21 protein-coding genes and 29 tRNA genes are annotated in these 17,203 nt (G+C 46.6%); 41 read left to right on the top strand and 9 right to left on the bottom strand.

The genetic code is table 11. From position 1 onward, the window contains the following. Positions 1–47: 47 nt before the first annotated feature. The 3 genes from H6F63_RS24830 to glnA all read right to left on the bottom strand — a co-directional run bounded on the left by H6F63_RS24830 (position 48) and on the right by glnA (position 3,511). Positions 48–551: a YbjN domain-containing protein gene (locus tag H6F63_RS24830; RefSeq protein WP_190640007.1), complete on the bottom strand. Its 504-nt coding sequence runs from the start codon at positions 549–551 to the stop codon at positions 48–50. Between the two features lie 224 nt (positions 552–775). Next, positions 776–1,837: a methyltransferase domain-containing protein gene (locus H6F63_RS24825; protein ID WP_190640075.1), complete on the bottom strand. Its 1,062-nt coding sequence runs from the start codon at positions 1,835–1,837 to the stop codon at positions 776–778. A 252-nt stretch (positions 1,838–2,089) separates the two neighbouring features. Then, positions 2,090–3,511: a type I glutamate--ammonia ligase gene (gene glnA / locus H6F63_RS24820; protein WP_190438200.1), complete on the bottom strand. Its 1,422-nt coding sequence runs from the start codon at positions 3,509–3,511 to the stop codon at positions 2,090–2,092. A gap of 330 nt (positions 3,512–3,841) precedes the next feature. On the opposite strand from glnA, the gene H6F63_RS24815 reads away from it, so the two are divergent. After that, positions 3,842–4,165, top strand: coding sequence for a hypothetical protein (locus H6F63_RS24815; protein ID WP_190640081.1), 324 nt, complete (start codon positions 3,842–3,844; stop codon positions 4,163–4,165). A 160-nt stretch (positions 4,166–4,325) separates the two neighbouring features. After that, positions 4,326–4,835, top strand: a complete 510-nt coding sequence (gene apcB / locus H6F63_RS24810) for an allophycocyanin subunit beta (RefSeq protein WP_190418295.1) — start codon at positions 4,326–4,328, stop codon at positions 4,833–4,835. A 156-nt stretch (positions 4,836–4,991) separates the two neighbouring features. Here apcB and H6F63_RS24805 read toward each other — a convergent pair whose 3' ends face one another. Continuing rightward, positions 4,992–5,330, bottom strand: a complete 339-nt coding sequence (locus tag H6F63_RS24805; protein WP_190438194.1) for a hypothetical protein — start codon at positions 5,328–5,330, stop codon at positions 4,992–4,994. A gap of 113 nt (positions 5,331–5,443) precedes the next feature. Here H6F63_RS24805 and H6F63_RS24800 point away from each other — a divergent pair, with 113 nt between their 5' ends. The 3 genes from H6F63_RS24800 to H6F63_RS24790 all read left to right on the top strand — a co-directional run bounded on the left by H6F63_RS24800 (position 5,444) and on the right by H6F63_RS24790 (position 6,661). After that, the gene (locus H6F63_RS24800) at positions 5,444–5,659 is read left to right on the top strand and encodes a hypothetical protein (RefSeq protein WP_190640006.1); all 216 of its coding nucleotides are present in this window, start codon (positions 5,444–5,446) and stop codon (positions 5,657–5,659) included. An 81-nt stretch (positions 5,660–5,740) separates the two neighbouring features. After that, entirely contained in the window at positions 5,741–6,259 is a 519-nt protein-coding gene (locus H6F63_RS24795) for an HNH endonuclease (RefSeq protein WP_190418289.1), read from the top strand. 15 nt (positions 6,260–6,274) lie between these two features. Next, on the top strand, positions 6,275–6,661 hold the full coding sequence (locus H6F63_RS24790) for an alr0857 family protein (protein ID WP_190640005.1): 387 nt from the start codon (positions 6,275–6,277) through the stop codon (positions 6,659–6,661). Between the two features lie 56 nt (positions 6,662–6,717). On the opposite strand, the gene H6F63_RS24785 is transcribed toward H6F63_RS24790, so the two are convergent. Beyond that, positions 6,718–7,164, bottom strand: coding sequence for a hypothetical protein (locus H6F63_RS24785; RefSeq protein ID WP_190640004.1), 447 nt, complete (start codon positions 7,162–7,164; stop codon positions 6,718–6,720). Positions 7,165–7,616: 452 nt separating this feature from the next. Here H6F63_RS24785 and H6F63_RS24780 point away from each other — a divergent pair, with 452 nt between their 5' ends. The 33 genes from H6F63_RS24780 (at position 7,617) to H6F63_RS24620 (ending at position 12,304) form a co-directional block, all read left to right on the top strand. Next, a complete protein-coding gene (locus tag H6F63_RS24780; RefSeq protein ID WP_190640003.1) occupies positions 7,617–7,928 on the top strand; it encodes a hypothetical protein in 312 nt (103 codons plus the stop codon). Between the two features lie 154 nt (positions 7,929–8,082). Continuing rightward, positions 8,083–8,283 carry a hypothetical protein gene (locus H6F63_RS24775; protein WP_190640002.1) on the top strand — a complete coding sequence of 67 codons (201 nt, stop codon included), beginning with the start codon at positions 8,083–8,085 and terminating at the stop codon, positions 8,281–8,283. Positions 8,284–8,473: 190 nt separating this feature from the next. Then, a tRNA-Asp gene (locus H6F63_RS24770) sits at positions 8,474–8,546 on the top strand. Between the two features lie 46 nt (positions 8,547–8,592). Then, positions 8,593–8,665, top strand: a tRNA-Glu gene (locus tag H6F63_RS24765). A gap of 56 nt (positions 8,666–8,721) precedes the next feature. Further along, positions 8,722–8,795 (top strand) — tRNA-Cys (locus tag H6F63_RS24760). A gap of 6 nt (positions 8,796–8,801) precedes the next feature. Continuing rightward, a tRNA-Lys gene (locus tag H6F63_RS24755) sits at positions 8,802–8,874 on the top strand. Between the two features lie 10 nt (positions 8,875–8,884). After that, positions 8,885–8,957 (top strand) — tRNA-Met (locus H6F63_RS24750). A gap of 11 nt (positions 8,958–8,968) precedes the next feature. Continuing rightward, positions 8,969–9,042 (top strand) — tRNA-Glu (locus H6F63_RS24745). 3 nt (positions 9,043–9,045) lie between these two features. Beyond that, positions 9,046–9,129, top strand: a tRNA-Ser gene (locus tag H6F63_RS24740). A gap of 11 nt (positions 9,130–9,140) precedes the next feature. Continuing rightward, positions 9,141–9,224 (top strand) — tRNA-Tyr (locus tag H6F63_RS24735). A 52-nt stretch (positions 9,225–9,276) separates the two neighbouring features. Then, a tRNA-Trp gene (locus H6F63_RS24730) sits at positions 9,277–9,347 on the top strand. Positions 9,348–9,355: 8 nt separating this feature from the next. Further along, positions 9,356–9,431 (top strand) — tRNA-Glu (locus tag H6F63_RS24725). 4 nt (positions 9,432–9,435) lie between these two features. Beyond that, a tRNA-Asn gene (locus tag H6F63_RS24720) sits at positions 9,436–9,507 on the top strand. A 33-nt stretch (positions 9,508–9,540) separates the two neighbouring features. Then, positions 9,541–9,615, top strand: a tRNA-Arg gene (locus H6F63_RS24715). A 7-nt stretch (positions 9,616–9,622) separates the two neighbouring features. Further along, positions 9,623–9,708, top strand: a tRNA-Ser gene (locus H6F63_RS24710). A 119-nt stretch (positions 9,709–9,827) separates the two neighbouring features. After that, on the top strand, positions 9,828–10,115 hold the full coding sequence (locus H6F63_RS30215; RefSeq protein ID WP_242020095.1) for a hypothetical protein: 288 nt from the start codon (positions 9,828–9,830) through the stop codon (positions 10,113–10,115). 174 nt (positions 10,116–10,289) lie between these two features. Continuing rightward, positions 10,290–10,362, top strand: a tRNA-Phe gene (locus H6F63_RS24700). A gap of 8 nt (positions 10,363–10,370) precedes the next feature. Beyond that, a tRNA-Gln gene (locus H6F63_RS24695) sits at positions 10,371–10,448 on the top strand. A 5-nt stretch (positions 10,449–10,453) separates the two neighbouring features. Continuing rightward, positions 10,454–10,528 (top strand) — tRNA-Gln (locus tag H6F63_RS24690). Positions 10,529–10,565: 37 nt separating this feature from the next. Beyond that, a tRNA-Leu gene (locus H6F63_RS24685) sits at positions 10,566–10,639 on the top strand. Between the two features lie 4 nt (positions 10,640–10,643). Next, positions 10,644–10,716 (top strand) — tRNA-Pro (locus tag H6F63_RS24680). Positions 10,717–10,719: 3 nt separating this feature from the next. Continuing rightward, positions 10,720–10,793, top strand: a tRNA-Leu gene (locus H6F63_RS24675). Positions 10,794–10,885: 92 nt separating this feature from the next. Beyond that, a tRNA-Thr gene (locus tag H6F63_RS24670) sits at positions 10,886–10,979 on the top strand. A gap of 5 nt (positions 10,980–10,984) precedes the next feature. Next, positions 10,985–11,056: transfer RNA gene (locus H6F63_RS24665), tRNA-Thr, on the top strand. 11 nt (positions 11,057–11,067) lie between these two features. Next, positions 11,068–11,138 (top strand) — tRNA-Thr (locus tag H6F63_RS24660). A 5-nt stretch (positions 11,139–11,143) separates the two neighbouring features. Then, positions 11,144–11,237: transfer RNA gene (locus H6F63_RS24655), tRNA-Gly, on the top strand. An 11-nt stretch (positions 11,238–11,248) separates the two neighbouring features. Further along, positions 11,249–11,320, top strand: a tRNA-Gly gene (locus tag H6F63_RS24650). A 5-nt stretch (positions 11,321–11,325) separates the two neighbouring features. Then, positions 11,326–11,401 (top strand) — tRNA-Val (locus H6F63_RS24645). 5 nt (positions 11,402–11,406) lie between these two features. Further along, positions 11,407–11,479 (top strand) — tRNA-Arg (locus H6F63_RS24640). Positions 11,480–11,816: 337 nt separating this feature from the next. After that, positions 11,817–11,893 (top strand) — tRNA-Ala (locus tag H6F63_RS24635). A gap of 6 nt (positions 11,894–11,899) precedes the next feature. Then, positions 11,900–11,972: transfer RNA gene (locus H6F63_RS24630), tRNA-Ala, on the top strand. Positions 11,973–12,056: 84 nt separating this feature from the next. Then, positions 12,057–12,145 (top strand) — tRNA-OTHER (locus H6F63_RS24625). A 15-nt stretch (positions 12,146–12,160) separates the two neighbouring features. Then, positions 12,161–12,304 (top strand): hypothetical protein, encoded by a 144-nt coding sequence (locus tag H6F63_RS24620; protein ID WP_190640001.1) that lies wholly within the window; start codon positions 12,161–12,163, stop codon positions 12,302–12,304. An 807-nt stretch (positions 12,305–13,111) separates the two neighbouring features. Here H6F63_RS24620 and H6F63_RS24615 read toward each other — a convergent pair. The 4 genes from H6F63_RS24615 to H6F63_RS24600 all read right to left on the bottom strand — a co-directional run bounded on the left by H6F63_RS24615 (position 13,112) and on the right by H6F63_RS24600 (position 15,004). Next, complete coding sequence (locus H6F63_RS24615) at positions 13,112–13,282, bottom strand: hypothetical protein (RefSeq protein ID WP_190640000.1); 171 nt, start codon at positions 13,280–13,282, stop codon at positions 13,112–13,114. 14 nt (positions 13,283–13,296) lie between these two features. After that, a complete protein-coding gene (locus tag H6F63_RS24610; protein WP_190639999.1) occupies positions 13,297–13,593 on the bottom strand; it encodes a hypothetical protein in 297 nt (98 codons plus the stop codon). Positions 13,594–13,758: 165 nt separating this feature from the next. Continuing rightward, positions 13,759–14,502, bottom strand: a complete 744-nt coding sequence (locus H6F63_RS24605; RefSeq protein ID WP_190639998.1) for a hypothetical protein — start codon at positions 14,500–14,502, stop codon at positions 13,759–13,761. Continuing rightward, the gene (locus tag H6F63_RS24600) at positions 14,492–15,004 is read right to left on the bottom strand and encodes a hypothetical protein (RefSeq protein WP_190639997.1); all 513 of its coding nucleotides are present in this window, start codon (positions 15,002–15,004) and stop codon (positions 14,492–14,494) included. Before H6F63_RS24600 ends, H6F63_RS24605 begins: the two co-directional genes overlap by 11 nt. Before the next feature lie 46 nt (positions 15,005–15,050). Here H6F63_RS24600 and H6F63_RS24595 point away from each other — a divergent pair, with 46 nt between their 5' ends. From H6F63_RS24595 to H6F63_RS24585, 3 genes are all read left to right on the top strand, one after another. Continuing rightward, positions 15,051–15,392, top strand: coding sequence for a hypothetical protein (locus H6F63_RS24595; RefSeq protein ID WP_190639996.1), 342 nt, complete (start codon positions 15,051–15,053; stop codon positions 15,390–15,392). A gap of 249 nt (positions 15,393–15,641) precedes the next feature. Beyond that, positions 15,642–15,782 (top strand): hypothetical protein, encoded by a 141-nt coding sequence (locus H6F63_RS24590; RefSeq protein WP_190639995.1) that lies wholly within the window; start codon positions 15,642–15,644, stop codon positions 15,780–15,782. 104 nt (positions 15,783–15,886) lie between these two features. Beyond that, a complete protein-coding gene (locus H6F63_RS24585) occupies positions 15,887–16,978 on the top strand; it encodes a hypothetical protein (protein ID WP_190639994.1) in 1,092 nt (363 codons plus the stop codon). The last annotated feature ends 225 nt before the right edge of the window (positions 16,979–17,203 follow it).

Here is a 17,203-nt window from a genome sequence, read left to right as displayed (position 1 = left end):
ATTACCAATTAGCTACTAGCTTTTGACTAATGACCACTGACTAATGACTAACTACCATATTCAGCCTGTAAAGGTTCGTCGTTGTTATCTGCAATAGTCGCCACAATGGTAATAGCGCGGGAAATTTCTCCCGGAGAAAGCTCTGCCACAGTGCGAGACGAAAGCACAACAACTTGGTTGTCTACAATACCGAAATGCGATTCAAACGTGTCAGACCAGTTCATCTCCAGTAGTTTCCGCATCAACTGCGCTTCGTTCTTGGCAGGTAGCTTCAGTACATTAGACCAAACTGTAAACGTATCATCATCGGTAATGCCAGTGAGTTGCACAAACACTTCGACAGTACCGTACTTAAACTTCCAGAGGTATTTATTGTCCTCGCCTTGACTCACCATCGCGGTGTCGTCCTGATCCAAGCTGGAGATGACAGTTTGAATCACATCTACATAATTCACTGCCGTTGCATCCTCGATCTGCTCGTTGGTAATCAGATCCTCTGTTGAAAGTCCTTGAGTGGATACAGTTTCGGTAGCAGGCTGTTTGGTGGTCATAAAACCTTCTGCTTATGAGTTTTGCGGTTTGCTTAGACCAACTCTATCGTCTAGAGGGACGCTTTGAGGACACCCCAATAGATTAGTTTTTTTTAAGTTTCTGAAATTTGAATGGGCGAGCCTCATACCTCCCCTCCCCATAACTCGTTCCCAGGATGAGCCTGGGAACGCTAGAGAAGGAAGCGATCGCGTCCCCAGGAGACAACCATAGTGCGAGACTATCGTTATACCAGTGGCTTTCTCGCGATCAAATACTTGCTCATAAAGTGAACCTCAGTGGTAATATCCGTGAACCCAGCCTTATCCAACCGTTCCACCAAATCATCAGTGATGTAGTGCTTGTAATACGGCTCGTGGAACATTTCGTGAAAATTTTCCATCAGTGGCTTCAATTCCGGAGAATCGCTCATCTGAATCGAGTCGCAAATAATAAACACTCCTCCCGGTTGCGTTACCCGGAACGATTCCTCAATCACCCGCTGACGCGCCGCCCCTGGCAACTCGTGGAACAAGAAAACAGACGTTGTCGCATGGAAATAGTTATCCACATAAGGTAACTCTTCCCCATTCGCCTGTAACAGTTGCGGCAATTCCCCTTGATTTTCCGTCAACAGTTGATTTGCCTTACGCAAGTAAGCAGGCGACAAATCTACACCAAACAGGGATGCCTTCGGCAGAGCATCACGAATTAACTTCAAAGTGCGACCCGTTCCGCAAGCCACATCAAGGATGCGAATTTGTTGTGGTGGAGTCGAATCAAAAGCTTTCAGTGCTTGCTTCAACGGAGCGAGAATGCGCCGCCGCATCGGATCTGCCGTGCCACCAAACAAAATTTCCACCTGCAAATCATACAGATTTGCTGACCAATCGCTCAAGTAGCCATCAGTTTGATGATGGAAGTTTTGCAGATAGTAGCTAGGATAACCATCCATCGCAATGTCTGGCGAAAACTCTTGATAACGCTTCTGATTTGCGCGCTGCCAAATTTGCAGCGTATCCAGGCAAAGCACGGGATAGTAGCGGAAAAAATCTGACCAAGGATTATCAAACAGCACACTCTGGGGATATACGCCCCGTTCGGCATCCTGCCAGTCTGCTTCGATAATCTGATTCATCCGTTGTTGAAGTTTGGGTATAACTTCTGGCGGAACAGGTTTACTTTTTATCTCAACACGAGGAGAGATTAGGTTCAGCAGCTGTGTAGTTAAGGCTTTATGAGCTAGACCAAAGTAACTTTTTCCCTGCTGAAAAGTTTGATAGGTCAGCTTGGCGAGATTGTCAGGAATGGGAATTAATTGGTCAATTTTGGAGGTGGACTGCATAGCGATTGAAGATTTGCGCTTTCTAACTTGGGATGAGTATAAAACGATGAGAAGGTTTATTTAGTTTTGTAAAGACACATTTTTTATCGTAGCTCAGTTTTTTCAGTTTCCATCTGTCGTTAGTGAGACAGCAAAAAAAAGCGCCACCCGTCAGAGTGGCGATTTAGATTTGGTTTTCTCGTTCCCGGTCGGAGACTGGAAACGAGAACGAGAAAATTAGCAATCGTAGTAGAGGGCGAACTCGTAAGGATGAGGACGCAACCGCATTGGGTTAACTTCGTTATCCAGCTTGTAAGAAATCCAGGTATTGATGAAGTCTTCTGTGAACACACCCGGTTCAGTTAAGAAAGCGTGATCGTGTTCTAGTGCTTCGAGTGCTGCATCCAGAGAACCTGGGGTAGAAGGAATTTTGCTCAACTCTTCGGGGCTGAGGTCGTAGATATCAACATCCAGGGAAGGGCCGGGGTCAATTTGGTTCTTGATACCATCTAGACCAGCACAGAGCATAGCAGCAAAAGCCAAATAGGGATTGCTGGTGGCATCCGGACAACGGAACTCTAAGCGCTTCGCCTTGGGATTGGTGCCAGACAGAGGAATCCGGATGGAGGCGGAACGGTTGCCTTGCGAGTAAGCCAAGTTTACGGGTGCTTCAAAGCCGGGGACTAGGCGCTTGTAAGAATTGGTTGTGGGATTAGTCAACGCCAACAGTGCGGGTGCGTGCTTGAGCAAGCCACCGATGTAATGCAGCGCCATTTGACTCAAACCAGCGTACTTATCGCCTGCAAACAGAGGTTGCCCATCTTTCCAGATAGACTGGTGGGTGTGCATCCCGGAACCGTTATCGTTAAATACTGGCTTCGGCATGAAGGTGACGGTTTTGCCATATTTCCTCGCAACGTTCTTGATCACATACTTATACGTCATCAAAGAGTCAGCTGCCTTGATCAAAGTTTCAAAGCGGAAACCGAGTTCGCACTGACCGCCCGAAGCAACCTCATGATGATGCTTTTCAATTGGCACGCCGCACTTGGCCATCGTCAGCAGCATTTCCGTCCGCATATCTTGGGAGGTATCGGTCGGGGCAACGGGGAAGTAACCTTCTTTGTAGCGAGGCTTGTAACCGAGGTTGCCACCTTCTTCTTTTTTACCAGAATTCCAACGACCTTCGATGGAATCTATGTGGTAATAGCCTTCATGCTGGTTTTGGTCAAAGCGAACATCATCAAAAATGAAAAATTCAGCTTCTGGGCCGATGAAGACGGTATCGCCAATTCCGGTAGAAATTAAGTAATCTACTGCTTTCTGGGCAATCGTGCGGGGGTCGCGGCTGTATGGTTCGCCTGTCCGGGGTTCGACAATGCTACAGACTACGCTCAAAGTCGGCTCTGCCATGAATGGGTCGATCCAGGCAGTTGTTGGATCAAGCACCATTGCCATGTCTGATTCGTTGATGGCTTTCCAACCTCGAATACTTGAGCCATCGAAAGGTACGCCTTCGGTGAAGCTGCTTTCATCGATTTGGTTTTGGTACACCGACAAATGCTGCCAGATACCCGGCATATCGATGAACTTTAGGTCAATGATCTGGATGTTTTTTTCTTTAACGTAATTCAGGAACTCTTGCGGGTTCTGGAACATTTGGCGGACTCCTTAATTTCTATGCTGGCTCAAATCTGGAAAGCCAAAAAAAACGGTCTAACGATCATCAGGGGTGGTGGATCGCCAAGTCAAGGGGAAACTTGGAGCGAGGGCAACCAATTTTCAGACAAAAGGCAATGCTTGTACTGAAACATCCTAAAGATAGGTTTCGGGATGTTTTGTATCGTACTATACAAATTTACGAGTCCTGATTTGCAACTAATTTGAAAAAAGTTAAAAATTGTAGCAAAATTTACAAATATATCTTATGCGCATCATAATTATAATTAATCGGTATCAAAAGCTACTTTTTAGGCGGGGGGAAGCGTGGTGTTTAAAATAAATCAGGATTTTGACCAGCAAGAAGCACTACAGTATCAATCGGGAACGCGGGTAGAGCTAAAGCAGCGTCCTGGGGTTGTAGATATTATTGCGGAATATGACCCGATGATGGTGCCACCAATCTGGTTGGTTAATGATCCTCAACCACGCTATCCAGAAGAATTGACATTGGTGCCAACAGCATGTATGAATGTCGGTTGGTTGAAAGCAGTGGGGGGTCGGAAAGTGCGATCGCAAGCTTCCCAGTCTCCAAACAGCAGCACAAGGTCGCTGGCATATCGCAGTTGCTCTCTTCCAAAAGTTGCCCACTAAGAAAGCACCGCACGCATCAACACTGTGGGATGCTTAATAGATGAGAATATGCTCAGGGAAGTGTTGGGTGTTGTAAACTACAACGTTGGTAGTGGGTAGGCAACAGCACCCTGAGTGATAGAAAATCATCTATAGAGCTTGTTGTTGGGAGAGTAATATCATGCGGGACGCAATCACAAACCTGATTAAGAATTACGATGTTTCGGGTCGTTACCTGGATCGTAATGCCGTCGATTCGCTGAAGTCTTATTTTCAGACAGGTACGGCACGAGTCCAAGCGGCTGCGGCAATCAATGCCAATTCAGCATCGATTGTCAAGCAAGCTGGTTCCCAGCTATTTGAAGAATTGCCGGAGTTGATTCGACCCGGTGGAAATGCTTATACGACTCGCCGTTATGCGGCTTGTCTGCGGGATATGGACTATTATCTGCGCTATGCCAGCTATGCGTTGGTCGCTGGTGATACGAATGTGCTGGATGAGCGAGTGCTACAAGGTCTGCGGGAAACCTACAATTCCTTGGGTGTGCCTATTGGCCCGACTGTGCGCGGTATCCAGATAATGAAGGATATTGTGAAGCAGCAGGTAGCAGCGGCTGGGGTGGAAAATACTGGATTTGTAGATCAGCCGTTTGACCACATGACTCGCGATTTGAGCGAACAGGATGTTTAAGCTAGAAGATTGAAGGTTAGAAAATGGAGGATTGGAGGTTATAACCTGTAACCTTCCAACCTTCAACTTCCTTTTTGAAGCGATCGCACTTTTTCCTTTGTATTGGGGAAAAGCGCGATCGCTTTTTTTATGTAGCTGCTTGAACCAAATGAAAGCCTATCTCGATCCTAAACTCTCGGCACTTAACGGCACCAAATCCCCGTGTGTTGTGTATCCTAACAGCATTGGCTCATGCTGTCGGATAAACTTGCCTGTCAGTACACAGCGTTCTTCCTGCTGGGCTGTGGCGGGAACGCTGGCTCGAATATCAGACCGGGAAAATTTGGGTTTATACTCATCGGATTTTTGCTGCACGTAGTTCCAGAGGATATCTCGAATCAACGCTTGATATCCTTGATGTCCTGCGAGTTCTTTGAGTTCTTCCTTGAGTTCCCTTTCTAGGCGTATGCTGGTGACTTCCATTTCTGTTGTCGAGGTGCGTGGTAAGGTACGCATGATTTTTTCTCCTAAAGATGTGGACATAGTAATACAAGTGTAGTATATTGAAAGTCACATTCAAATTAAAACCTTCAAAAAGCTTTCCTGTGAGACACATACCTACCCGCTCCATGTCAACCTGCCATCCGAACGCCCAAACAAGTTGGGAATCGGCGGCTATTGTCGTGGAGCTTCGATTTATGGGCGATTATGGCTTACAGGGAGATTCCTGCGGGATTGATGAAAAAAATTTGGATGGCAAAAATGGTGGTAGCCTGCGGTTTGCAGAACCACAGATAAATAAACAAAGCGGGAGGTACAGGCAAAAAGTGACTGTACCTATATAGGACGAGAAGACCCAAGAGCAGTTTTCCAGCCCCCGCTTCTAAGAAAAAGAGGCGGGGGTTAATTGTATGAGGAGCCAAGTCGTGACAAGCGCAACTGAGGTGTTAAATAGGTCGGTAGTGGTATTTTCCCAGAATTACTTACCGATGAGCCGGGTGAATATTAAACGAGCGATCGCATTGATGATCAGCGGTAAAGCCGAACCGCTAAATTTTAGCGATGCAGCCGGTTGGCAAGTGCGATCGCCCAGCATAGTTATCGATGTGCCAGAACAAATCCGCTTGACGGTGACTGGCGCAGAGAGAGTCTGGCGGGTTCCCCCAGTAAATCGTAGAGAATTGCTGCGGCGAGATCATCACACCTGTCAATACTGCGGTAACACGAAACAGTTGACGATAGATCACGTCATTCCCTTATCAAAAGGCGGAAAACACACTTGGGATAACGTAGTTATAGCCTGCGAAAAGTGTAACCAACGTAAAGGCGATCGCACTCCCCTACAAGCGGGAATGCCACTTCGTACCCAGCCAAAAGCACCCATGCACCCTGCTGTTGCCTTTGCCGAACAGTTTTGGCGCGAACAGCACACTCACTCTGAGTAAAGGAGATACCAGGCAATGTTGAAATTAACATACACCGAAAATGGATTTTACTTGGAATGTCTGGCTCAATCCTTAGAGGAGTGGGTAACACTACGGGTTGTTTTGGCGCTGCGAGTTGGCACAAGTATCTCCATCGAACCCAGCACTGCTTCGTTTTTGCTCCCCGCTACTTTGCCAGAAGTAGAACAATTAGCAACTCTGGTACAGCGGGAAGGTTCTGAAATCATCGGCGTGTGTGCTTGCGATGCCGATTACATCGAAGTCTGTCTGAATGGAACTTGGATCGAGGGAGATGGGGAGAATGGCGAAGGTGTGTTTGTAGCTGCATTAAGCGATCGCACTGAATTCTTCCTCTTCAAACTCTGGCAAGATGCTCAAGCTTGTACCTCCTCCTTGAGGTAACTGTAGGGGCGCACTGCGGTGCGCCTTTTTCTTGGCAAAAGGCGTTATGTCTTCTACTATCTACATAGAACAGCGAACAGATCGTCTGGATCTATTCGGTTAGCCATGTTAGGATTCTTACTCAAGATAAACGCCCCTCCTTCAAACACGATTAGGGGAGGTTTATTTCCACGAGCATTATAAGCACCCATAGTGGAATAAGGGCTACCATACTGTCCGTATTTATTCCATACACTGCTTGCAGAATAGCGGCTGCCATAACTTCCATACTGGTTGCAAATTGACATAGCTGCACGTTGGTTACTTGAAACCACACCCAACTTCTGATCATCTGCACCCAAAATATATGCGTTGCCATCTAGATCACGAATTACATCTACAATACTGACTTGAGCTACAAGCTGCTGTTGCAACGGAACTGTTGCTTGAGACTGTAGGGGTAAAAAAATTCCACTTGTTAAGGTTGCAATTGTAGACAAAACTGCTGTTTGAAGGGATCTCATGATTATTCTCCGTAAATAACCCATCAAACTAAGTATTCCCGGTAGTGGTAAACAGGTAGTGATATTCAATGCTCAAAGCCTTGTACAGTAGGGGGTGAAAGTAGATTTATCACTACTTCTATACCACTACCGTATTCCCATTAGCAACTGAGTTCTAACGTCTGTAATTTTTAAATAGCAGCCCTAGCGATTAGAAATCGCGGCTAAACAAACCAAGTCCGCCTGCGCGGACTTGTGAAACCTGCGAAGGCAGGTTAAGTCTCGTATAGGCGCGAATTCCATTCGTCAGCCTCACCGCAAGATGACAGGCCAGATCCCCACTCCTCATCGGCGACTAGCTGCTGTCGTGTAGCGCGATCGCATATTGTGCAGCCTTGGCGATTAGAAATTGCAGCTACACAAACTTGCCTCCGCCTGCGCGGATTTTTGAAACCTGCCTATACAGGTTTTGTTTGTATAGGCGCGAATTGTATTCTCTAGCCTTAGTGCAACATATGCGATCGCCCACTCCTCATCTGCTTTTGAAACCTGCCTTCGGTAGGTTTTGTCAGTATAGGCGCGAATTCTCTTCACCAGCCTTAGTGCAACATATGCGATCGCCCACTCCTCATCTGCTTTTGAAACCTGCCTATACAGGTTTTGTTTGTATAGGCGGGAATTCTATTCGCCAGCCTGAGTGCAAGATATGCGATCGCTCTCCCCCATCCTTCAGCACGTACTACAGCTACATATATATAGATGACTTGCCCGGTTATCAGCCGTAAAACCCTGTTTTGGCAAGGCTTCTGGTTATTTTTTATATCCCAGGGAAATTCTCAAAAAAAACTTTCCCCAAACCCTTGACACTTTATGTAGTATTTATGTAGTATAAATATATTGAAAGAGAGAAGAGACAAAAACCTCTAACCCCAAAGAGTCATGGTGCTACTCTACATTGAACGAATTAATAAAGGCTGGCATCCGCCAGAATCCTTTGAATTGCCGCATCAGCCTACTTCCAAAAAACCTGAAGTAGACATGGAAAAAGCGGATAATACACACCTAATTCAAACCAAAATTGCTGAATCTAGGCGTAATATTCAACAGATTTATCACCTAGAAAGGCGGTTGTGTTTGTAACCAATTACAGTCTTTTTTCTGAACCTTGAAAACTGAATAATAAATCACCCATTTAACGATTTATACTGTGCATTTTTAATGAAGCACAGACATCTCAAGTGGGGGAAAAGCCTAGCAAGCAATGCCCCCACATTCCTGAGATGTAACACGATTGTAGTGAGAGTATTTGCTGAAATGCTGCTGAAATTATGGGGCTGTAGCTCAGTTGGGAGAGCATCGGCTTGTCACGCCGAAGGTCGCGGGATCGAGACCCGTCAGCCTCGTTCAGCAGCAATTCGGACAGTGAAAATCTGGTTGCTCTCACCACATGGCCCCATCGTCTAAGCGGCTAGGACACAGTGCTTTCAATACTGTAATACGGGTTCAAACCCCGTTGGGGCTATCGGACAATTTAGTATCTGTGCCTCTTTGCAGAGGATAAATTATCCGAACCATTAAGGTCGAGTACCCAAGTGGCTTAAGGGGGGAGTCTGCAAAACTCTTTTGCGTGGGTTCAAATCCCACCTCGACCTCTCAAAGGGAGTATAGCTCAATTGGCAGAGCAGGCGGCTCTTAACCGTATGGTTGCAGGTTCGAGTCCTGCTACTCCCACTGCCATCAAGGGAGTATAGCTCAGTTGGTAGAGCAGCCTTCTCATAAGAGGCTAGTCGTAGGTTCAAGTCCTACTACTCCTACTCAAACTCAAAGCCTCATCGTCTAGTGGTTTAGGACGCTGCCCCCTCAAGGCAGAGACGAGGAGTTCAAATCTCCCTGGGGCTATCTGGAGAGGTGGCTGAATGGTCAAAGCGCTGGTTTGCTAAATCAGTTTGGGGCAACCCATTGCAGGTTCGAGTCCTGTCCTCTCCGCCTTTTTACCTGGGTCGGCCCGCCTATTAGTTTGTGGGGCAACGGTCTGTAAAATCGTCCTTTTTTGGTTGCAGGTGCAAATCCTGCCCGACCCATTCGATTCTGGATTTTGGATTTTAGACTTTGGATTCAAAGTTCAAACCGTATGTGGGGATGGTGTAACGGCAACATCTCGATCTCCAAAATCGATGATCTGAGTTCAAATCTCAGTCCCCGCGCCTTTCATAGTGCTGTAGGCAAATGGTTTAAGCCGCTTGACTTTCAATCAAGTGATTTGCTCACTTCAAATCCCGTCAGCACTACTAATGCCCTGTAGCTGAGTGGTAAAGCAGCGAGCTGTTAACTCGATGATCGCGGGTTCGATTCCTGCCGGGGCAGTGCAGTCAAATGACTGTTTTCCTGACAACAAATGAGAGCGTAGTTTAACTGGATAAAATCTCGGTCTACGAAACCGAAGACGTGGGGGTTCAAGTCCCTCCGCTCTCGTCAACTTGGAGAGGTGGTCGAGTGGCTTAAGGCGCAGGCTTGGAAAGTCTGATTAGGTTTTACCTAACGCAGGTTCAAATCCTGTCCTCTCCGCTTTGAAACTTTCCTCAGTAGCTTAAATGGTAAGCTATTTGGGTTTTACCATTTAAGACTACCTGGAATTATGCCTACCTGTCTGTATTGCGAAAAGCAGTTTCCTGTCAAAATCGTCATTGACGGTAAACAACACAACCTTCAACGGCGGAAGTATTGCTTGGACTGTTCACCGTTTGGCAGTCGCAATACAAGGAAACTTGTTCTCGCAAAAAAGCCACCAATTGAGCATTACTGTTCGATTTGTGGGCGCTGTACAACCGCCCGAAGACGACGACGGTGCCAATCCTGCTGCACTAAAATCAGGCGTTACTTGGCTAAGTCAGCGGCAGTACAGTACCTCGGCGGCAAATGTCAGCGCTGCGGTTGGGAAGGAGCGCTTCCAGCTTATGAGTTCCACCACCTAGATCCCAATAGCAAGGACTTTGCTATTGGAAATGTAGCCAATCGTAAGTGGGAGCTAATCAAGCAGGAACTTGATAAGTGTGAGCTACTTTGTTCTAACTGTCACAGGATTGAACACAGTAAACATGATCAAGTTCTTATAGCGGAAGCTGCAAGGTACAAAGGTCGTCTTTTAAGGGGAGATAGCTGAGATGGTTTTAGCACTTGCCTGAAAAGCAAGAGACGTGGGTTCAACTCCCACTCTTCCCATTTTTCAATGCCGGGTAGACGAATTGGTAAAGTCCTCCGCCCCTGAAGCGGAAGTCATGTAGGTTCAAGCCCTACCCCGGCAGCCATTCATTGGGGAGTAGGCGACGTTGGCAAAGCCACCTGATTTTGACTCAGGATTTCGTAGGTTCGATTCCTGCCTCCCCAGTTCTGCTCTCTCGTTTTGATTAGAGCAGCTAAGTAATGCTCCTGTAGCCCAATCGGAAGAGGCAGCAAGCTTAAACCTTGCGCGTTGCTGGTTCAAGCCCAGCCAGGAGTATTAACGGGATGTAATTCAGCGGCTAGAAGCCATGCTTTGGGAGCATGGAGTCGCAGGTTCAAATCCTGCCATCCCGATATGCCCCTGTAGCCCAATCGGAAGAGGTGCCGCACTTAGAATGCGGAGGTTACTGGTTCAAGCCCAGTCAGGGGTATTGGTGCGATGCGGGTGAAGTAGCCAGGGTAGGCTTGGAGGTCTCATAAGCCTCTTATCAGCAGGTTCAACTCCTGCCCCCGCCACCAAAATGCAGGTGTGGTGCAATGGCAAGCATAGAAGTTTCGTAATCTTCTGATGCGAGTACCCTTCGGGAACGCTTCGCGAACGACTCTCGCCGCCTGCTTCGGTGCAGATGTGGTGTAAGTGGCAACACAAGGGCATGGTAAGTCCTCGATGTGGGTTCAATCCCCGCCGTCTGCTCTTTGAATAATGCAGGTGTGATGTAACAGCAACATGAGGCTCTTGTAAAGCCTTCTTGCGAGTGCAAATCTCGCCTCCTGCTCTCAAGCGGATATGGTGCAATGGCTAGCATCTGAGTCTTCCAAACTCACGATACGGGTACTCTTCGAGAACGCTCCGCGAACGAGTCCCGTTATCCGCTCTTTCAAATATGCGGGTGTGATGTAGCGGCTAGCATCTGAGTGCGCCACACTCAGCGCGAGGGTTCGAGTCCCTCCACTCGCTTACGTAGTCCTGTAGCTCAGTCGGGAGAGTGCCTCTCTTACAAAGAGGATGTCACAGGTTCAAGCCCTGTCAGGACTACCAATCATGGGAGTGTAGCTCAATGGATAGAGCAAGGAGCTTCTACCTCCGAGGTTGTGGGTTCAAGTCCTACTACTCCTGTTGAAAACAAGATAAAAGGAGGTTGCCTTCTTCTGTAATTAATTGAACGAGATATGCGATAAGCCTAACGGCATGCTTCGCTAACGCATCGCATCTTGCGTGACCCAATCTTTAGAGCCTACATACTTTAGTACGAAAGGAAAAGTAACGCTGTTCTAAGACAGTGGGCGTTTGTAAACGAGGAGTGCGAAGAACCCGGCAGGTTGGCTTAAAGGTAGCCATCCTTTAAAGAGTGTGTAACAACTCATCGGCGGAGTCCCTCTAGTAACTGAGAAAACGTAAATTGCTCTTTTAACTTGCACGCGAGAATGCGATCGCATTCAACAAAACAAAACACGGGTCTGTAGCTCAATTGGCAGAGCGTCTACCTTGCAAGTAGAAAGATGTCAGTTCGATTCTGACGAGTATCCACCAAATTTAGGGGTCATAGCTCAATTGGTAGAGCGCTTGTTTCGCACGCAAGAGGTCAGGAGTTCGATTCTCCTTGACTCCATGATGGTGTCTGAAGCCAAAGCGATCGCGGCGCTTGCTTGTGAGGCAAGCCATAGCGGGTTTGAGTCCCGTCAGACACCCTCAAGGAAGGTGCCGCCGAGTGGACGGCAAGCGGTCTTGAACACCGTGGTGCGGCTAATAACCGTAGGAGTTCGATTCTTCCACCTTCCTCCAAGCTTGGACTCTCAGGTGGCATTAGTTTCCTGGTGTGCTTTACAGGAAGATGCTGCTAAATGGACGGCAACCAGTATGGAGGGACAGATAGATTGGCGAATGTGGGAAGTGCTGGGATTTGCCGGGAAGTGTTGTGATGCAAGGCTTTTAGCCTCTTGAGAATTATTTCTATTAGACAAATAGTTTGGCAAATCATGTCATGTCAATGACAAATAGTTTGGCGAATCATGAAACGCTCATAGTGCAAAGGGTTGCGATTTTAGGTATAAGATTAATTCTCAATAATGCTTGAATATGACAAATAGTTTGGCGAATCTGACTCGGATATTGACTATATAAGTTAAGTTGGTACTACAGTTTTTAAGTTATAAGCAATTTAAAAGATAAAGCATTTTCTTTGTTTGTTTAGGAGTTTAGAAGCAAGGAGAAAAGTAAATATATAATCTTATTGACGTTTACCGGAGAGTAGCTAGGAGAACTAGCTAGGCTACCTGTGGATCTGTCAAATAATCAATAGGATGTATAGACCCTGCCCCTTGGTGGGGTTTTATTATTTCGGCATGGACGGACAGCAACTCTATCAATTCCAGGGGATAGTGACTATTTCCTGGAAGATGGTAATTTTACAGGCGCACAAAATGGCTCTTAAAATGGATGAAAGCCTTACGGGATAATCGTTTTGCAGGCGCACAAATTTATAATTTTTGAATCGCGGTTTAAAAATTAATGATCAGGCATTGGTTCACAAATTGGGGCAAAACACAACATTAGGAAAATTGTCCAGTGATTTTCCTTTAAGCGCCCAGTTTTGGCGGGTTGCCAAAAAGAAAGGTCTGACAGTTCAAATCCTTGCAGTCAGATGGTTTTACAGGTTGGGAAATTCTTGATCGAGAGATTGATTTCAGGCAAACAAAAAAACCGCTGCGCAGTAATAAGCAGCGGTTTTTTTGTTTGGTTTTATTATCTTTAATCTTCAGTAAATTTGATGCCACAGCACAGTCCGAAGCCGAAGCCTAGTAACATACCTTTGCTTGGGTATTTTGGCTGGATTAATAGAGTCATAAAGCCGAAGGCGCAACTAACTGCCATTGTCTCTACTGTCACACTTTTGATTCTTTTGCGAACTCTACGATTCATTATTATTCTCTTTCTCAATTCTTCTCAGGCGTATGTTTAGCTTCCATTGCTCTTAGCAGTCCCTCCAAAATGATGGGAACAACCCCACCTTCGTCTGTTATGCAGTGCCAGTAATCCCACTGCGGCGGTAGCGGCTTGCATAACATCCAGCCCAAGTATTTAGTAGCTTCCAACAAGACAGGATGGTCTGGGTTCAACGGCACGGGTCTTGGATTGCTCTGCAATTCTGAAACTAGACGAGAACCATCATCTGGTTGCTCTTTTATGTCTTTCAGCTTGTGTAAATAGGCGATTATTTCTGCTGGACTCATCGGACTATAATTCTCTTCTCCAGTGGTTGTTAATTGCTTCTGCGGATTTCCGCATGAACTGTGAAATAAGATCGCGTTTCCGTAGTCTTATTTGACTAAAGATGCTTTCAGTAAAATAAGAACCCTGCTCAAAGGCAGGGTTCTTATTTTCTGTATTACTGTGTTTTAAAGGACTGGGGCTTCTCTCAATACATCGTAGGCTGCTGGTTTGGAGATGCCACCGCGAATTTGCTCCCCAAATTTATTTGTGAATAAAATGTACTTTGTCCAATAACGCACCACGGCATTATCAGAAGGACGCACTAGCTCATATTCAAAATCATTTACGACTTCTCCTTGCTCCAAGCGGTTGCAGAGGGAATCAAACTTCTTCATCGTAGGATCGGCACCCCGCCAAGACTTCAAGTAATCGTAATTATGAAATTTGGAAGGTGTCCACTGTTCGCCATCTTTGCTACTACCAGCTCTTTTGGCGTTTAGGTTGTCTGAAGTGAAGAAGCATCTGTTTGGATGCTGGGATTTTGTGTGCCAGGTCAAAATAACTATATTTCCGTTAGATTCTTCCTCGGCGGCAAACTCTAGTAGTTCTATTTGAGAAGTTTGAATTATAGAGCCGGAATCCTTTAACTCTATGATTGCGCTCTTTTTAGAGCCTGCCTCGCCTGCTTCTTGGGTTTGGGCATATCTCACTGGAATTTCGTGAGGGCTTCCTCCGTCTCCATTCCATCGCACTACTACCGTGTCAAATTCTTGTTCTAGTTCCTGGGATTTTTCCTTCCCCCATTGAGCTACTTGCTGCCAGCAACGCCTTAAGCCGAGTGCGTGTAATTTATCCTGAGCGTAAAGCACTAACTCGTTTTCGGATGAAATTTCTTGCTGGCACCGAGATATGAAAAAGTTAGCATCCATTTTCTTGCTTCTCCTGATGGTGATAGTGTTTGTGTCCAAGCTTTTCTACGATGTCGGGCTTTAAGCCTAATGCTCTGGCGAGTCCGATGATTTCTTCGGGTGTTGGGTGTTCGCCGTCTGCATTTCTAATCTCAATTATTCGCTCTACTGGAAGGAAGGCTTGTTCAGCAATGAAGCTGAGGCTCCCTTTGGTGTCGATCAACTCTTGCAGAGATATTTCGGTCATCTCTCGGTGGGACAATTGCCTGAGCCATTCCTCCATCTTTCCGGGCTTAGGGCTGGGCAGCCCCAGATTTTCAATCGCCTCCCATAGTTCAGTTGCTGTAGCGATCGCGTTCCGGATCAACGAGCCGATAGATTGAGCTGGGTCTTTCGCCCACTTTTTTAATGTTGGTCGCCAGCCTCTAAGGTCGATTGTGATTCTATCTTCTGGATCTTTCCTTCCCTCTTTCGCCATATGTTCACCGTTTTTCACCACTGTAGCTTGATTTGGTGCTATCAAGTATTTATGGTGAATGATGGTGAAACATTAGAGTAAATGGTGAACGATGGGAAAACGTAGAAATTTTGAACTAGCGAAAGTAATTCTAAGTCTACCAGAAATAAATCCAGCCTCTTACTGCGCTCGGTATTCTTGGCTTTGCCCGGAGGAATGGGGAGCTAGAAGAAACTATGCTAACCTGCTGCATCGGTTGCTGTTTGGTGCTTACAGCAGTTCGACCATTGAGAGGAAGTGGGGGATTGGGCTTGTTGATATTCCTGTACTGGCGAAGCTACTCCTTAAGATTCATTATGCTCTAAGCGTAATTGAAGACGCTTACCCCGACCTCGGTTTCAAGTTGCAGCAGGCAAAAGACCGTGATCGTGATTTGTTCATTAATGGTGAATAGTGGTGAGACATATAGACCAATGGTGAAGCTTTTCTTGACCCCGCTAGTCGGGGTTTTTTATTGTCAGTGTGTCGAGAGCAAACAAAAGGAACCTATGAAAATCGATGAGCTAAACACCACTGGACTTGACGTAGATCCAGGCGACGAGGATGAGACGGATGAAAAGGAGGATGACGAAGACTTAGACCCAGACCAACTCTAAGTGACTAATCATCTGCCCTCCCTTGGGGGCAGATGTAGGAGAAAAAAATGTTTAGTGTTTTCTTTGCAATTCTGACTCTACTACTTCCGGTATTTCATTTAGCTGGGTTCACCTTCACCGCAAAACACATCGACGGCACGGGGACAAGTTCGCCAGATAAGAGCGGCGAACACCCACGAAGACCCTAGTTCAATCAACAAAATAATTTTCACCTAGTCGGCTTGTTGAGCCGACTTTTAAAGACCATTCAGTAGCTACCACCGCTCACTTAATAGCACGATACGAACCCATCATGGCAACCACCAAAGAAATCAGACAAAACTTAGTATTCGCGCCTGGGCATGGCTTTACTAAAATTGCTCTCGGCGAAGAAGCGACTCCAGAGCAGAAGCAGCAGGCAATTTTCCCCAGCATAATTCGCCCTTGGCCCTCTACGAATGCGCCTAAGCTGGACGATCACACGTACTTGGTCGAAGTGTCGGAGAGTTCAAACCCTGATCTGCATGGACAAGTCCGACTCATAGGGGAGCAAGTTAAAAATCTCGGCACCGATACCATCCGAACATTCGCGAGAAATTCAGATAAGTTTTCTTCGCGGATTGCCCCGTGGTTGGCGTTTGCATCCCTATCAACTAACATTCCGCCCGGAGTTAAGAACTGCGAAATAGCGGGTGTTGTGCTGTCGATGTTGCCGCACCCAGATTTACATGGAGACATTTACCGTCAAGCATTGGCGGGAAAGCATAAAATTCGGCTGCACCGGAAGGCTGGAGTTGTGGATGTTCAACTCAATTGGACTAACCCAGAGGAACAAATCCAGATTTTCCAAGAGGGTGCTTATGGTTTCTATTACTGCCGAGCGCAAAACTTGTTCGGCAAGATGTACTCAAAGGCTTTGTATGTGTCCCAAGATACTGGGATGAACACCGCTATAGTCTGTGTTCAGGATGCTCAAGGCGAGATTCTGAAAGTCCGAGTTTTTGAGGACTCCGGCGCTGTGGGGCTGGCGGAAAATATTAAATCAGATCCGAGGCTGCGGCAGCGGGTTGGCGGTGATTGTGACTCTACTGTTTTAGTTGACGCTTTCTCATCTCCAGATCCGCAGTTTGTTTATGGAGAAGGTGGATGCGGGATTAAATTTGGCGACATTTTCCCCTCATGCCGTGAGCAGTGGGAGTCTTCTATTGACTCTATGAGGAACGAAGTCCTATCTAAAAAACAACGTCCTTCTGTGGCGTTTATCACCCTGTTGGGCGGAACCAGCCACCACTACGAGAAAGAAGATCCCTTAATTCTGCGCTTGCAACATCCCCACGATCCACAGAGGGCGGACGTTGAAGGGCTGCGGATTTATGCGATAGAGAAAGGACTGATTCAGGAGTAATTAGGTAATGAAACGGGAACAAATTTCGAGTCGTTTGATAAATCTATCGGGGGACATTAGCCCTGGCTGTAGCAAAGGGTCGGCTGAATCTCGCCATATTGCAACCATTGTGGGGATTTTAGGGCTGTGCTTGTCGAATACAAAGCCAAGAGACAAGGTTCTCCTGAATTACCTAAAAGTGCTTGAGGATGAGATGTTAAAGAACACATCCAGGTTCAGACACCG

The organism is Trichocoleus sp. FACHB-40, from assembly GCF_014695915.1.
In the GTDB taxonomy this organism is placed as follows: domain Bacteria; phylum Cyanobacteriota; class Cyanobacteriia; order Cyanobacteriales; family FACHB-T130; genus Funiculus; species Funiculus sociatus.
The sequence above is the reverse complement of the archived record's forward strand: the minus strand, read 5'-3'. Positions and strand labels throughout refer to the sequence as shown.

Bases quoted from the DNA above. Each gene is read 5' to 3' on its own strand.
- H6F63_RS24590 (WP_190639995.1), top strand. From the start codon at position 15,642: ATGTTTAGTGTTTTCTTTGCAATTCTGACTCTACTACTTCCGGTATTT.
- H6F63_RS24610 (WP_190639999.1), bottom strand. From the start codon at position 13,593: ATGAGTCCAGCAGAAATAATCGCCTATTTACACAAGCTGAAAGACATA.
- H6F63_RS24585 (WP_190639994.1), top strand. From the start codon at position 15,887: ATGGCAACCACCAAAGAAATCAGACAAAACTTAGTATTCGCGCCTGGG.
- H6F63_RS24830 (WP_190640007.1), bottom strand. From the start codon at position 551: ATGACCACCAAACAGCCTGCTACCGAAACTGTATCCACTCAAGGACTT.
- apcB (WP_190418295.1), top strand. From the start codon at position 4,326: ATGCGGGACGCAATCACAAACCTGATTAAGAATTACGATGTTTCGGGT.
- H6F63_RS24605 (WP_190639998.1), bottom strand. From the start codon at position 14,502: ATGGATGCTAACTTTTTCATATCTCGGTGCCAGCAAGAAATTTCATCC.
- H6F63_RS24615 (WP_190640000.1), bottom strand. From the start codon at position 13,282: ATGAATCGTAGAGTTCGCAAAAGAATCAAAAGTGTGACAGTAGAGACA.
- H6F63_RS24775 (WP_190640002.1), top strand. From the start codon at position 8,083: ATGGTGCTACTCTACATTGAACGAATTAATAAAGGCTGGCATCCGCCA.
- glnA (WP_190438200.1), bottom strand. From the start codon at position 3,511: ATGTTCCAGAACCCGCAAGAGTTCCTGAATTACGTTAAAGAAAAAAAC.
- H6F63_RS24785 (WP_190640004.1), bottom strand. From the start codon at position 7,164: ATGAGATCCCTTCAAACAGCAGTTTTGTCTACAATTGCAACCTTAACA.
- H6F63_RS24805 (WP_190438194.1), bottom strand. From the start codon at position 5,330: ATGCGTACCTTACCACGCACCTCGACAACAGAAATGGAAGTCACCAGC.
- H6F63_RS24595 (WP_190639996.1), top strand. From the start codon at position 15,051: ATGGGAAAACGTAGAAATTTTGAACTAGCGAAAGTAATTCTAAGTCTA.
- H6F63_RS24800 (WP_190640006.1), top strand. From the start codon at position 5,444: ATGTCAACCTGCCATCCGAACGCCCAAACAAGTTGGGAATCGGCGGCT.
- H6F63_RS24790 (WP_190640005.1), top strand. From the start codon at position 6,275: ATGTTGAAATTAACATACACCGAAAATGGATTTTACTTGGAATGTCTG.